The organism is Pseudomonas sp. Mb7 (assembly GCF_054790525.1).
The window spans coordinates 6,323,535-6,338,386 of sequence record NZ_CP186501.1 but is presented as its reverse complement, the minus strand read 5'-3'; the positions used below and the strand labels follow the sequence as shown (position 1 = coordinate 6,338,386).

Genomic DNA, 14,852 nt, shown 5'->3' with positions numbered 1-14,852 from the left:
TCGCGAATGGCCGTTATAAGGTCGCTATGCGATCCACTTCTTGTCACCGGTAAAGCTGATGGTCAACCAGCGCGCCGCATCCGGCTTGCCCAGCTTCGCCGATATCTCTTCGCGTAACGCGTCCAGCTGTCCGACATTGCTCAACGCATAATCCGCCGGCAACACCACATGAATTTCGATAAAACGTGCCCGTCCGTGCTTCTGCACGTACGAGACGTAATCATCGAAACCATGCTCGGTTTTTGCCGCGTCCATTACCTGTCGCACCTGATCATCCAGCGTGTCCGGCGCGATCCCCAGCACATCGCGTAAGGCCGGGCCAAGGATCTTGAACGCCGGAGGCAACATGGTCAGCGCCAGCACGATCAGGATCAGCGGGTCGACATACACCGCCCACTGCCCATAGCCTTGGGACTTGAGCAGCAGCGCCGCGAGGAAACTGATCAAAAGGCCCACGGACAGCATCGCGTCCACCAACCAACTGATGTTGTCGAACTGGATCAGACTGGATTTGAGCTTGCGATTACGGTGCCGAACGTAGAAGAAGTAGGCGAACTCGACAACGGTAAACACCGCGGCATAAATGATCACCAGTCCTAACTCGATGTCGCGGCCACCGTTGATGATGCCGAACACGCCGTTGAGAAACGCGTAGATCGCGATCAGCATCAGGAAACTGCCTTCGATCAGCAGCACCATCGGCTCCAGATGCCAGAAACCGAACTGGAAACGGTGGTTGCTTTGCTTGGCGATCAGCTTGGCAGTGATCAGCATCAGGACTTTGATGAAGGTTGCGATCAGCGAGAAAAAACCATCAAACAGGATGGATTGGGAACCTGAAACAAAACCGGTGACGATCCCGGCAATCGCCACAGCCAACATCAGAATGGTCGATTGTTTGAGCAGTGCCTGCTCACCTCGGTTACTCACTTTGACTCCTCGAAAAACCTTGAAAACCGCGGGGTGCGGTTGGGTTGTTGCGAGAGGAGTTTACCTTATCGGGATTTATTGCCTGTGCTGGCCTCATCGCTGGCAAGCCAGCTCCCACAAGTACCGAGTCGCTCACAAGATTCGTGTGCACCGATAACCCTGTGGGAGCTGGCTTGCCAGCGATTGGCCGTGACGCGGTGTCAGGCCTTGTTACGCTCAATGGCAAAACCCGCCCAGGTCTGGCTCACCGGCATCAATTCCAGACTGTTGATGTTGATGTGCGCCGGCGCGTTCATCACCCAGAAAATCGTCTCGGCAATGTCCTGCGGCTGGATCGGCTCGGCACCAGCGTAGGTCGCGTTGTAACGCTCCTGATCGCCGGCAAAACGCACCAGCGAGAACTCGCTCTCGCACAGCCCCGGCTCAATGTTACTGACCCGCACGCCCGTGCCTTGCAAGTCGCAACGCAGGTTCAGCGAGAACTGTTTAACGAACGCCTTGGTCGCGCCATACACGTGGCTGCCCGGATACGGATAGTTGCCAGCAATGGAGCCAAGGTTGACGATGCCGGCGCCACGGCCATGGGCGATCAGGCGTGGCAGCAGCAAGCGGGTGGCGTACATCAGGCCTTTGACGTTGGTGTCGACCATGGTGTCCCAATCGTCGAGATCGCACTTCGGCGCCGGATCCACGCCCAGCGCCAGACCTGCGTTGTTGATCAACCCGCGAAGCTTTGCGAACGACGGCGGTAGATTGGCAATCGCCTCCTCCATGGCCTTGCGGTCACGCACATCAAGCACCAGACCGTGCACTTCGGTCTGTTTCGACAATTCGGCGCACAACGCATTGAGGCGTTCTTCACGACGGCCGGTCAGCACCAGTTTCCAGCCAGCCTCGGCAAAACGGCGGGCACAGGCTTCACCAAATCCGGACGTCGCGCCGGTGATAAACAGGGTGTTGGACATCGTGTTCTCCTTGCTTCGGCCGCCGGGGCAGCCCTTGGAATAGAAAATCAGCAGGCAGCATGCCCGCCCGCGCATTCACGGGCAACACCCACAAGCTGTACAAAAAACAACCAGACATGCCAACGCCATAGCGACCGTGGCCTGTAGCCATGTGCACGCATGTTATCCACAGTCCCTTCCACAGTTTCCGGGGGCAACTGGAAACGCGCAAAGCCGCGCCACACAAGGCTTTGCGGGCGAAATAGAAAGTTTTTTGCTTGACCCTGAAGTGGCGGATGTGCGGGAGATGGCATTTTGCACGAACGGACGTTTAGCACAGTGATTGCGCGAGGCCAGTAATTACGGCGCTCAGCGCGGTCTTTCCAGAGTTTAATCACAGACTTATCCACAGCCTTGTTCACCTGGAACCGGCCGATTGGCAATGTCTAGAAAAAGATTGACAACGACGTCTTCAGCCCTCTCAAAAACGCCTGATCAAAAAACAACCACACACTTGCAAGCCACGGTTTACAAGGCGTCCAGCCAGATACACCCACGTTATTCACAGCCAGCTCCACAGTAACCGGGGACAAGTCAAAACTGTGGAAAAACAGCCATTTGCAGCGTCTATATGTCGCGCTTTGGCAGCTTGGGGAATTTGTTTTCCACAATTCCACGCAACACTTGAAATCACTGATCAATTCCCTGTAGGAGCTGCCGAAGGCTGCGATCTCCTGATCTTTAAAGACAACATCAAAAGATCGCAGCCTTCGGCAGCTCCTACACAGGCGTGCGGTATGTTTGAGGAATGAAAAAGCCCCGGGACTTGCGTCGCCGGGGCTGTGCATAACGTCGAGGAATCAGTGCCCGCCCAGATAGGCGTTACGCACTTCCTCATTCACCAGCAACTCTTTACCCGTGCCCGTCAGGCGAATCTCGCCGTTGACCATCACATATGCGCGGTCCGAAAGCTTCAGCGCATGGTTGGCGTTCTGCTCAACCAGGAAAATGGTCATGCCGGTTTTCGCCAATTCCCGCAGGGTCGCGAAAATCTGCTTCACCACAATCGGCGCCAGGCCCAGGCTCGGCTCATCGAGCAGCAACAACTTTGGTCGGCTCATCAAGGCACGGGCAATGGCGAGCATTTGCTGTTCACCACCAGACATGGTCATCGCCCGTTGGTTACGTCGCTCTTCCAGCCGTGGAAACAGCGTAAACATACGCTGCATGTCCTCTTTGGCGTACTTGTCGCCAATCGGGATGGTGCCCATCAGCAGGTTTTCCTCGACGGTCATGTCGGGGAACACTCGCCGCCCTTCCGGCGATTGCGCGATGCCGTTGGAGGCGATGTAGTGCGAGGACTTGTGGGTAATGTCGACGCCTTGATAAAGGATCTGCCCGCCTGCCGCCCGTGGCTGGCCGAAGATCGACATCAGCAACGTCGATTTGCCGGCACCGTTGGAGCCGATCAGGCTGACGGTTTCCCCTTCGTTGATCTGCAGAGAAACACCTTTGAGGGCCTGGATCGGGCCATAGAAGACGTCGAGGTCTTTGAGTTCGAGGATCGGTTGCGTCATACCAGCTCCTCTTCGTCGGCGCCCAAATAGGCTGCGATCACCTTCGGGTCGTTGCGGATCGCTTCAGGCCCGCCTTCGGCGATGACGATGCCGTGGTCCAGCACCACGATGTGGTCGGAAATGCTCATAACCATGCCCATGTCGTGTTCGATCAGCACCACGGTCAGATCGTGCTCGTCGCGCAGCAGCCGGATCATCGCGCTGAGCGCTTCGGTTTCCTGAGGGTTGAGGCCGGCGGCCGGTTCGTCGAGGCAGATGATCTGCGGCCGCGTGCACATGGCCCGGGCAATTTCCAGACGACGCTGTTGGCCGTAGGAAAGCTCACCGGCGAGCCGGTTCGCGCAGTCCACCAGATCGACCACTTCCAGCCAATAGAACGCGCAATCCAGCGCGTCACTTTCGGCCTTGCGGTAGCCCTTGGTGTTGAGGATGCCGGCCAGCATGTTGCGGTTGACCCACATGTGCTGGGCCACCAGCAGGTTTTCCAGTACCGACATTTCCTTGAACAGGCGAATGTTCTGGAACGTCCGCGCCAGGCCTGCCCGGTTCACCAAGTGCGTACCGCCGAACATTTTGTAGTACATGCGGCTGAGGAAAGATTTCGGCGAAACGAAGTCGGTCGGTTTGAACGACTCGCCGAGCAACTGGATGACGTTGGTCTGCTGGCCGCGCACGTTGAGTTCGATCTTGCCACCCGAGGCCTTGTAGAACCCGGTCAGGCAGTTGAACACCGTGGTCTTGCCAGCACCGTTGGGGCCGATCAGGGCGAAGATCGAGTTGCGTTTGACCTTCAGGCTGACATCGCTCAAGGCCTTGATGCCACCGAAATGCATCATCAGTTTTTCAACAGAGAGTACGACTTCACTCATGGCGCAGTCCTCTCATAGTGAATGGCACCTTTGCGTGGAGTGACCCCGGTCCGGCTGATGCGGATCAGCCCGCGTGGTCGCCAGATCATCATCAACACCATCAGGATGCCGAACAGCAGCACGCGGTATTCAGCGAAGCCGCGCAGCAATTCCGGAGCAACCGTCAGCACGAACGCGGCGATCACCACACCGATGGTCGAGCCCATACCGCCGAGCACGACGATGGCGAGGATCAGCGCCGATTCGAAGAAGGTGAACGAGGTCGGGTTGACGAAGCCTTGGTAGGTGGCGAAGAACACACCGGCAAGACCGGCGGTCGATGCACCGATGGTGAACGCCGAGAGCTTGACCAGCACGTGGTTGAGGCCCATCGAGCGGCAGGCGATTTCATCTTCACGCAAGGCTTCCCAGGCGCGACCGACCGGCATTTTCACCAGACGATGCTTGATGTACAACACGGCCAACACCACGAGGAACAGCACCGCGTAGATGAAGTAGTACTTCACATCCGGGTTGTAGGCGATGCCGAAGAACTCGTGAAACGGCACCCCGCCATCCTTCGCCCGCTTACCGAACTCCAGACCGAAGAACGTCGGCAATGGCGCCGGCATGCCGTTCGGGCCGCCGGTCAGTGACAACCAGTTGTTGAGGACCAGGCGAATGATTTCACCGAAGCCCAGGGTCACGATTGCCAGGTAGTCGCCGTGCAGGCGCAGCACCGGGAAACCGAGGATGCAGCCGGCCAGCCCGGCAGTGATCGCCGCTAGCGGTAGCACCGTCCAGAAGCCCAGACCGAGATACTGATAACCCAGCGCCAGACCGTAGGCACCGATGGCGTAGAACGCCACGTAACCGAGGTCGAGCAGACCGGCCAGACCGACCACGATGTTCAGCCCCAGCCCCAGCAGCACGTAGATCAAGCCGAGGATGACCACGCCGAGCAGATAGGAGTTGGAGACAAACGGCACGATGACGGCCAGCACAATCAGCAGCGGGATGATCCAGCGCAGCGAGGATTTGTGATCGGCAGGCAGCACGTGCACCCCAGAGCCAGTACTCTCGAATCCGTCGAGAATTTTCAGGCCCTTGGGCGTTTGCAGGAACAGGCTGAGGGCAAAGCGGCCGATCATGACAATGCCGATGATCCAGGCCACCCGGGTCGGTTCAAGGTTGAAGCTGTAACCCTCGAGCACGACGCCGACAATCGGACCGAAAACGATCAGGGCAATCAGGCCGGCAAGAATCGCCTCAACCAGGCTTTTTTTGATATCGATGGATTTTTGAGTGGTTGAAGACATCGCTTACACCTTCGACACAAGAGGACGGCCCAACAGGCCCTGCGGCCGGAAGACCAGAACAAGTACGAGCAGCGAGAAGCTGAACACGTCTTTGTAGTCGGAGTTGACCAGGCCGGAGAACAGCGACTCGGAGATGCCGAGGATGATCCCGCCGAGCATTGCCCCAGGCAGTGAACCGATCCCGCCAAGCACCGCAGCGGTGAACGCCTTGATGCCGATAATGAAGCCGGCATAGAAGTCGAAAGTGCCGTAGTTCATGGTGATCAGTACGCCGGCCAGCGCCGCCATGGCTGCACCGATGATGAACACATAGGAAATGACCCGATCGGTATTGATGCCGAGGATCGAAGCCATCTTGCGGTCTTGCTGGGTCGCACGGCACATGCGTCCGAGCTTGGTGTACTTGATGACGTAGGTCAGCAGGCCCATGCCGACGAATGCGGCCACCAGAATGAAGACTTTGGTGTAGGTGAGTTGCACGAAGCCGGTACCGATTTCAACACGCCACGCACCGCTCAGCAGGGTAGGTACGCCCTGTTGTTTGGCGCCCTGGGCGATCTGTGCATAGTTTTGCAGGATCAGCGAGATACCGATGGCGCTGATCAACGGTGCCAGGCGGGTGGAGTTGCGCAGGGGTTTGTAAGCGACACGCTCGATGACCCAGCCATACACCGCCGTGACGACGATGGTGAAGATCAGCGTGCCGAGCATCAGCAGTGGGAAAGATTCGATACCGAAGTACGCCAGCAGAGCCAGACTGATTGCCGCCAGGTAAGCAGAAATCATGTAAACCTCGCCGTGGGCGAAGTTGATCATGCCGATGATGCCGTAGACCATTGTGTAGCCGATGGCGATCAGGCCATAGACCGACCCGAGGGTCAGGCCGTTGACCAGTTGCTGCAGGAAAATACCATCCATAACGCAATCTCACGCAGTGAGAACCTGCACACCTGTGGAGTGCGGTTCTTCTAGGAAAAATACAGATTTACGTCGGAGCAATGTCAGAGCGCGAACGGTTCGATCACCACAGGACCTTGTGGGAGCTGGCTTGCCAGCGATAGCGGTAGAACATTCAACACAGTTGTCGACTGTCAGGCCGTCATCGCGGGCAAGCCCGCTCCCACAGGGCTTTGCGGAGTTCAAAGGGTCGCGTCAGCCCTTACTTCTGTTTTTCCAGCTGGTGATATTTGCCGTCCTTGTCCCACTGGTAAACCACGTAGTCAGAGACTTTCAGGTCACCCTTGGAATCCCAGGTTTTTTCGCCCATCACGGTTTTCACCGGATTTTTCTTCAGCCAGGCCGCAGCCTCTTCGCCCTTGTTGGACTTCGCGCCGTTGAACGCGGCAGCCAGGGTTTGCACCGAAGCGTAGGCGTACAGGGTGTAGCCTTCAGGCTCGGTACCGGCCTTGCGGAAAGCGTCCACTACGGTCTTGCTCTCTGGCAACAGACGCGGGTCGGCGCCGAAGGTCATCAGCACGCCATCGGTGAATTGCGGGCCACCGGCGGTGGTCACCAGCTCGTCAGTCACGATGCCGTCATCGGACATGAACTTGACGTCTTTCAGGCCTTGTTCACGCAGTTGGCGAACCAGCGGGCCGGCTTCCGGGTGCAGACCGCCGAAGTAGACGACGTCGGCGCCAGCGCCACGGATCTTGGTAACGATGGTGCTGAAGTCTTTTTCGCCACGGGTCAGGCCTTCGTACAACACAGGCGTCACGCCGCGCTTGACCAGTTGGGCTTTGGTGGCATCCGCCAGGCCTTGGCCGTAGGTGTCTTTGTCGTGCAGTACGACGACTTTCTTGCCCTTGAGCACGTCGACGATGTAGTCGCCGGCCACAATGCCTTGCTGGTCGTCACGCCCGCACATACGGAACATGGCGCTGAGGCCACGCTCGGTGACTTGTGGGTTGGTCGAACCCGGGGTGATCGCGATGATCCCGGCTTCGTCGTAGATTTCCGACGCTGGAATGGTCGAAGAGGAGCAGAAATGACCGACCACGCCGGCGACTTTCTGGTTGGTGAGGTCCTTGGCGACCGTCACGGCCTGCTTCGGTTCGCAGGCGTCATCGCCTTTGACCAGTACGATTTTCTCCCCGTTGACGCCGCCTGCCGCGTTGACTGCGTCAGCCGCTGCCTGTGCACCCTTCATGTACTGCTCGCCAAATGCCGCGTTGGCGCCCGTCATTGGACCCGCTACACCGATTTTCACATCAGCTTGAGCAAACGCAGAAACACCCAACGCAGTAGCCACTGCGAGGGCCAGAAAGCCTTTCTTGTAAAACGTCTGGGACATGAGGTGGTGCTCCAAGGTTTTTTTTAGTTGGCACTGCGACTTCACTTCACTGATTGCTCTGAGCAAGGGCCGTGCCATCGGTTTTTTATTCTTCAAAAAGTCGCTGCTTTCTTGTTATTTCGACTGTTTCGTTCCCATTTTCATTGGGCGTGCAACCGTCTAAACCGCGGAAGGTGAAACCATTTATTTTTTCAGGCGCAACCCGCACGCGCCATCATTGCAACCGCGGCGCCAAACGACGTGCAACCAGCCTGTAACAACCCGCGTCACCGAACTGCACACTGCTGGTGCGGGACTGCTACAACCCGCACCATTACAGGCTAGTCGCTACGTGAAAAAGCGCCGCGTCCGGCAACATATTTCAACACTCAAATCACAATGCGCAGGCACTGGCCCGCGTGATACAGCGAGAACCCGGCCTCGTACAGGCAACTGCGCAAGCCCACACCGGTCAGGGGCTGCATCGGTGCGAAGGGAATCGGCAGGGCTTGAGGATTTCCGTTACATAGGTAATCAGCGAAAGCCTTGCCGACCACGGTGCCGGTGGTGACGCCACGGCCGTTGTAACCGGTGACGGCCACCAGCCCCGGCGCCGGCTCGAACAGGCGCATGAGGTGATCTGGCGTAAAAGCTATACGCCCGGTCCAGGTGCATTCCCACTCGACCGGTTTCAGATTGGGGAAATAATGCTGCTGCACGCGATCGGCCCAGGCCTTGAGAAACCAGGTCGGTTTTTGATTGCCGTTGCCCAGGCTGCCGAGCAACAACCGCCCTTCTTTGTCACGGCGGATGCTGCTCAGCACCTGCCGCGTATCCCATGAACCCTGCCCGCCCGGGAGAATTTCCTGCGCGGCGTCCTCGGTCAGCGGCACCGAAGCGACCTGATAGTAGTAACCGGGGAAGAAGTTGCGCTTGAGTTCGGTCCAGTCGCCCTCGGTGTAGGCGTTGGAGGCGATGACCACTTGCTCGGCCAGCACTGAACCGTGTTCGGTCTGCACCGACCACTTCGCGCCCTGACGCTCAAGGCGAGTGACCGGCGAATGATCAAACATTTGCCCGCCGAGACCGCTCACCGCGTTGGCCAGCCCGGTGACATAAGCCATCGGGTTGAGCGTGCCGGCGCGGCGATCGAGCAAAGCCGCGGCAATCTTTTGCGTGCCGGTGGCTTGCTCGCAGGCCTTGCCGGTCAGCAGTTCAACCGGTGCGCCGCGACGTTTCCATTGTTGCTCGCGGCTGCGCAAATCCGCCTCGCCCTTGGCGTTGTGCGCCATGTGCAACGTGCCTTCGCGGCGCAACTGGCAATCGATGTTGTACTTGTCCACAAGGCTGAACACCAGCGCCGGTGCGCCCCCGAGCATGCGATTGAGCTGGCTGCCCACCGCTTCGCCGAAACCGGCTTCGATCTCGTCCGGCGGGATCCACATGCCGGCGTTGACCAGTCCGACGTTACGCCCGGAACCACCGTGCCCCGCGCGATGAGCCTCCAGCACGCAGACGCTTTTGCCTTTTTCCAACAGATGCAGCGCCGCCGACAACCCGGTGAACCCGGCGCCGATCACGCAGACATCGACTTTGACTTCGCCTTTGAGCGCGGTTTTATCCGGCCTTTGTGGCGTGAGCTTTTCCCACAGACATTCTTCGCGTAACGGCATTGCCAGACTCCAACAGAAACCTGCCAAACACAGTGCTGATCCTGTGGGAGCGAGCCTGCTCGCGAAAGGGGCGTATCAGCCAACATCAATGTCGACTGACCCACCGTATTCGCGAGCAGGCTCGCTCCCACAAGGAGGGATCTCCACCTGTCAGTCGAATGTGATGCCCTGCGCCAGCGGCAACTCCAGCGAGTAGTTCACGGTGTTGGTCTGCCGGCGCATATAGGCGCGCCACGCGTCCGAGCCGGACTCACGCCCGCCACCGGTCTCTTTCTCGCCACCAAACGCGCCGCCAATTTCGGCACCGCTCGGGCCGATGTTGACGTTGGCGATGCCGCAGTCGCTACCGACTGCCGACATGAACTGCTCGGCCTCGCGCACATCGGTGGTGAAGATGCACGACGACAAACCTTGTGGCACCGCGTTGTTCAGGCGCAGCGCTTCCTGGAAATCGCTGTAGCCGACTACATAAAGAATCGGTGCGAAGGTCTCACTGCAAACCACATCACTTTGCTCGGGCATTTCAACGATCGCCGGCGAAACGTAGTAGGCGTTGGGGAATTGATCCTCAAGCTGACGCTTGCCGCCGAACACACGACCGCCCTCGCTCAACGCCTGCTCCAGCGCGTCCTGCATGTTTTCGAAGCTGTGCTTGTCGATCAGCGGGCCGACCAGATTGCCTTCCAGCGGATTGCCGATGCGCACTTTCGAGTACGCAGCTTTGAGGCGAGTAACGATTTCTTCTTTCACAGATTCGTGGGCAATCAGTCGACGCAGGGTGGTGCAACGCTGCCCGGCAGTACCGACGGCGCTGAACAGAATCGCCCGTACCGCCATGTCCAGATCGGCGCTCGGGCCGAGGATCATCGCGTTGTTACCGCCCAGTTCCAGAATGCTGCGGGCGAAACGCGCGGCGACTTTCGGCGCGACTTCACGGCCCATGCGCGTGCTGCCGGTGGCGCTGATCAGTGCGACACGCGGGTCATCGACCAGCGCTTCGCCGGCATCGCGACCACCGATGATCACTTGGCAAAGGTTCGCTGGCGCATCGGTAAAATTCTTCACCACGCGGTCGAACAATGCCTGGCAGGCCAGTGCGGTCAGCGGGGTTTTCTCCGATGGTTTCCACACCACCGGGTTGCCGCAAACCAGTGCCAGCGTGGTGTTCCATGCCCACACCGCAACCGGGAAGTTGAACGCGCTGATCACCCCGACCACGCCCAGCGGATGCCAGGTTTCACGCATATGGTGGCCCGGACGCTCGGAGGCAATGGTCAAACCGTACAGCTGGCGGGACAGGCCGACGGCAAAATCGCAGATGTCGATCATCTCCTGCACTTCACCCAAGCCTTCCTGAGTGATCTTGCCCGCCTCCCAGGAAACCAGTTCGCCGAGATCAGCCTTGTATTCGCGCAGTACTTCACCGAATTGACGCACCAGCTCGCCACGACGCGGAGCCGGCACCTTGCGCCACTGCTCGAACGCATGATCTGCGCGACTGATGTGCTGCTCGACTTCGGCCGGGCCTTCCCAGTTCACGGCGGCAATGCGGCTGCCGTCGATCGGCGAATGCACCGGCACTTTGCCGTTCTGATAAAGGGCCGGGTTCACACCAAGACGATCAAGCAATGCGGCAACCATGGGTCACTCCTCAAGCAAAAAACTGAATGTGTGCGGACGCTTTTTCGCGACCGGGCAGGCCTTTAGTTGTAGCGTCACAATGGCAAGGCAACAAACGACCTTTACGCGAGATATCATTCCGTTTATTCATGCTGCGCACAGAAAGACAAGAAAAGGATCGGCCATGCTGAACAAACGCCACTTGCCCTCGATCACCGCGCTGCAGTGTTTCGAGGCCGTGACCCGGCACCTCAGTTTCACTCGCGCCGCTGAGGAACTGAATCTGACCCAGAGTGCGGTGAGCAAACAGGTCGCGCAGCTTGAAGAGCTGTTGCAGCATTTATTGTTTCGCCGCGTGCGTCGACGTTTGCAGATGACCCCGGCAGGGGATTTGTACTTGGTTGAAGTACGAAAAATCCTCACACAAGTGGAGATGTCGACGCATTACCTGCGTTCCTACGGCGGCGAGACCGAAGTCCTGCGCGTCTCGACGCCCTCGACCTTCGGCGCGCGCTGGCTGGTGCCGCGCCTGAAAGGCTGGCGGCTACGCCATCCGTCGATTCATCTGGACTTGTGCAACGAGCAGGAAGCGGATGATCTGCTGCAAGGGCGCAGCGATCTGGCGTTCTACTTCGGCCAAGGTTCACGGCCCGGCACTGAATGCCTGAAGTTGTTCGGCGAAGAGTTGGTGCCGGTGTGCGCGCCGGGTAGCCTGCCTGATAAGCCGTTTACTGATCCGACGCAACTCACCGATCTGGTCCTGTTGCAAAATGCCTCGCGCCCGCAGGCCTGGCACGACTGGTTCGACAGTCAGGGTTACCAGACCGAACACAGCTATCACGGGCCGCGTTTCGAAACCTTTTATATGTGCATCCGTGCCGCGCAGGTTGGCTGCGGTGTGGCGTTGTTGCCGCGATTTCTGGTGGAAGAGGAATTAGCCGACGGCAAACTGGTCATTCCTTTTGAGCATGCCATGCCCAGCACCGATGCCTATTACCTGGCATACCCGGAGCATGCGGCAGAAGTGCCGAAGGTACGGGATTTCGTGAAATGGATGCTGGAGCAGATCGACAATCCCTGACCGATCACCCTATACGAGCTGTCGAGTGTAACGAGGCTGCGATCTTTTGATCTTAAAAAACCAACATCAAAAGATCGCACATCGACTCCCTCGACAGCTGCTAATACGGGAATTTTTCAGGCGATAACAAATAGGCCCTCAACAACTTGAGCCTGAGCTAGACGCGCGCGCAGATCATCGTCGATAGCGCAATCATCAGTCTTGTACAACCGAACACGTCGATAGGCATCTACCCGATCGATTTCCTGCCCCAGATACTCCCAGACAACCCTCGAGCACGCGGGGGCACGACAGTCCGCAGCAGACACCCCCATTTTCAAACCATTGAGCCGTGTAATACAGCTTTTAAAACTGGGGATGAGAATAGTCTGACTTATTTCGTTGGAAGTAAGCGATTCATAATCGATGAAAAACAAACGATCCCGCAGGTAATAAGCAACACCCAAATATTGATACCTTTCAAAGCCCTCCCCCGCACCGGCTATTTGTAAGCGCTCGTTTCGCTCATAGATGATGTCATCACCCTCCTCCCGCACTTGCACAAGCGAACACAGAATAGAGCCGGGGTCAGTCATTGCATGATAATACTCGTAGTAATAACCGATATGGGCTTTCAGTTCCGCCGAAGAATTTTGGCGAAGATGTTCATGCATTATCTGTGGTGCAGCCGCTTTCCCCGCAGCTGGAGCCGGAGCCGGACTCTTACTGTTCTTAATGCTAATCAGGGCTATGAATTGCTCCGCCGGCAGTCCTATCTCAAACTCTTCCACACCAAAAAAATCGCAGATCCGCTTGAGATTAAAAGGTGTAGGAACACTTTTCCCACAAAGGTACTTATTGAATTGCCCACGATTAATACGAACTTTCCTACAAACCTCCGCGACAGATCTGTAGTGACTACACAGCAGCCTCAAATTCGCCGGCAGAAACTCACACATACAATGACCCAACATAAATAAAGAAAGCGCAACCATAGCAGCAACTCGCATCACTTTTAAGCAACTTGCGAAATTGCATCGAATGAAATATGGCTGGATATTACGCCCCCTGAAAGTCGTCAGGACTGACCACACCATCAATTTGCCAGCACTCTAAATAGCAAGGAGCTTTGAATGCTAGACGTTATCAACGATTTTCTGTCGGGCAAGGTATTAATACCTTTGGTTCTTGGATTGGGAAGCTACTTCACAATCCGGTCGAGTTTTGTCCAAATTAGATACTTTCCCCACATGTTCGGTGTTTTACGCGGCAGTTGGCACACCGGCAGCCATCAATTGAGTTCATTTCAGGCGTTGACACTCAGCCTTGCCGGTCGTGTCGGCACCGGCAATATCGTGGGGGTCGGTATTGCGGTGAGTATGGGTGGGCCCGGCGCAGTATTCTGGATGTGGATGACCGCTCTGTTGGGCATGTCGAGTAGCTTCTTCGAATGTATGCTCGGTCAACTCTATAAGCGCAGCGACGAAAACGGTCTCTATCGAGGGGGCCCGTGTTGGTACATCCAACACGGTCTGGGCAAACGCTGGCTCGGGATAATAGCGGCTGTATTAATGCTGGTGACCTTCGGATTTGCAATCAATGGCCTCGAGTCCCATGCAGTATCGCACTCGTTAAAGGACGCGTTTAGTCTGCCGCCCATGTGGTCAGGACTAGCACTTTCCTTGATTCTGGGAGTCGTCCTCATCGGCGGGATAAAGCGCATAGCAGCAGTCGCTGACCTTTTGGTTCCCCTTAAGGTTCTCGCCTACATCGGCGTGACGGGCTACGTGTTGATTCTGCAGATCGATCAAGTTCCGACAGTGCTGGTGACCATTATCAAAAGCGCATTCGGTCTGGATCAGGCGTTTGGCGGTCTGGTTGGCAGCGCAATCATTATGGGAGTCAGACGCGGAGTATTTTCCAACGAAGCAGGACTGGGTAGTGCTCCCAACGTTGCGTCAGTAGCGAAGGTCGGTCATCCGGTTGCGCAGGGAGTCGTACAAGCACTGAGTGTTTTCATCGATACGTTCGTGCTCTGCACATGCACTGCACTCATGATTTTGCTATCCGGGTTCTACACTCAGGGCCTCGAAGGTGACGGGATTGCTCTGGCACAAAATTCTCTAGCCGCCGTTGTCGGAGACTGGGGGAGGATGTTTATAAGCGTGGTGCTTGCGTTGTTTGTATTCACGGCGATGCTATACAACTATTACCTAGGAGAAAACAGTTTGCGGTTCATGCTTGACGAACCTCGTAAAATGCTAATTCTCTATCGTGCGCTAGTGTTGATTTTAGTGTTCTGGGGATCCATCGAAGATCTCTCCACTGTTCTGGCCTTTGCAGATATCACCATGACGTTACTGGCACTCGTCAACCTAATAGCGATGGCTTTGCTTTTCAAAATATGCATGCGCATCTTGCGCGACTATGAAGAACAACGTCGCGCCGGGATCAAGACACCTCTTTTCGATTCAAAGTTGTTTCTTGATCTGGACCTTGATCCTGGGGCGTGGCCGCCGCTGGCTGGCCACTCATGCACAACGAATCGTAGCGAGCCCGCTCGACCTCTGGAAGTCGACAAACAGACAACTCCGGCATAGATAGAATAA

The 14,852-nt window shown here is 57.1% G+C and carries 12 protein-coding genes; 2 read left to right on the top strand and 10 right to left on the bottom strand.

The annotated features are described in order from the left end of the window. Window positions 1-24: 24 nt before the first annotated feature. From ACOYXH_RS28605 to amaB, 9 genes are all read right to left on the bottom strand, one after another. Entirely contained in the window at window positions 25-930 is a 906-nt protein-coding gene (locus ACOYXH_RS28605; protein WP_258709161.1) for a cation diffusion facilitator family transporter, read from the bottom strand. A 200-nt stretch (window positions 931-1,130) separates the two neighbouring features. Continuing rightward, a complete protein-coding gene (locus ACOYXH_RS28600; protein WP_007915905.1) occupies window positions 1,131-1,895 on the bottom strand; it encodes an SDR family oxidoreductase in 765 nt (254 codons plus the stop codon). 839 nt (window positions 1,896-2,734) lie between these two features. Next, window positions 2,735-3,451, bottom strand: a complete 717-nt coding sequence (locus ACOYXH_RS28595) for an ABC transporter ATP-binding protein (protein ID WP_007915900.1) — start codon at window positions 3,449-3,451, stop codon at window positions 2,735-2,737. Continuing rightward, the gene (locus tag ACOYXH_RS28590; RefSeq protein ID WP_016985385.1) at window positions 3,448-4,320 is read right to left on the bottom strand and encodes an ABC transporter ATP-binding protein; all 873 of its coding nucleotides are present in this window, start codon (window positions 4,318-4,320) and stop codon (window positions 3,448-3,450) included. The genes ACOYXH_RS28595 and ACOYXH_RS28590 overlap by 4 nt, the downstream gene beginning before the upstream one ends. Next, window positions 4,317-5,618 carry a high-affinity branched-chain amino acid ABC transporter permease LivM gene (gene livM / locus ACOYXH_RS28585; protein ID WP_095047315.1) on the bottom strand — a complete coding sequence of 434 codons (1,302 nt, stop codon included), beginning with the start codon at window positions 5,616-5,618 and terminating at the stop codon, window positions 4,317-4,319. Before livM ends, ACOYXH_RS28590 begins: the two co-directional genes overlap by 4 nt. 3 nt (window positions 5,619-5,621) lie before the next feature. Then, window positions 5,622-6,536, bottom strand: a complete 915-nt coding sequence (locus tag ACOYXH_RS28580; RefSeq protein ID WP_095047314.1) for an ABC transporter permease subunit — start codon at window positions 6,534-6,536, stop codon at window positions 5,622-5,624. A gap of 241 nt (window positions 6,537-6,777) precedes the next feature. Next, window positions 6,778-7,911 (bottom strand): ABC transporter substrate-binding protein, encoded by a 1,134-nt coding sequence (locus tag ACOYXH_RS28575; protein ID WP_038360427.1) that lies wholly within the window; start codon window positions 7,909-7,911, stop codon window positions 6,778-6,780. A 368-nt stretch (window positions 7,912-8,279) separates the two neighbouring features. Further along, window positions 8,280-9,563 (bottom strand): L-pipecolate oxidase, encoded by a 1,284-nt coding sequence (gene amaA / locus ACOYXH_RS28570; protein WP_095047313.1) that lies wholly within the window; start codon window positions 9,561-9,563, stop codon window positions 8,280-8,282. A gap of 150 nt (window positions 9,564-9,713) precedes the next feature. Continuing rightward, on the bottom strand, window positions 9,714-11,204 hold the full coding sequence (gene amaB / locus ACOYXH_RS28565; RefSeq protein WP_007915887.1) for an L-piperidine-6-carboxylate dehydrogenase: 1,491 nt from the start codon (window positions 11,202-11,204) through the stop codon (window positions 9,714-9,716). Window positions 11,205-11,367: 163 nt separating this feature from the next. On the opposite strand from amaB, the gene ACOYXH_RS28560 reads away from it, so the two are divergent. After that, on the top strand, window positions 11,368-12,264 hold the full coding sequence (locus ACOYXH_RS28560; RefSeq protein WP_194935489.1) for a LysR family transcriptional regulator: 897 nt from the start codon (window positions 11,368-11,370) through the stop codon (window positions 12,262-12,264). Window positions 12,265-12,380: 116 nt separating this feature from the next. Here the strand turns inward: ACOYXH_RS28560 and ACOYXH_RS28555 are convergent, their stop codons facing one another. Next, window positions 12,381-13,202: a helix-turn-helix domain-containing protein gene (locus tag ACOYXH_RS28555; RefSeq protein ID WP_427120769.1), complete on the bottom strand. Its 822-nt coding sequence runs from the start codon at window positions 13,200-13,202 to the stop codon at window positions 12,381-12,383. 174 nt (window positions 13,203-13,376) lie between these two features. Between ACOYXH_RS28555 and ACOYXH_RS28550 the strand changes: the two genes are divergently transcribed. Further along, window positions 13,377-14,843 (top strand): alanine/glycine:cation symporter family protein, encoded by a 1,467-nt coding sequence (locus ACOYXH_RS28550; protein ID WP_320413831.1) that lies wholly within the window; start codon window positions 13,377-13,379, stop codon window positions 14,841-14,843. The last annotated feature ends 9 nt before the right edge of the window (window positions 14,844-14,852 follow it).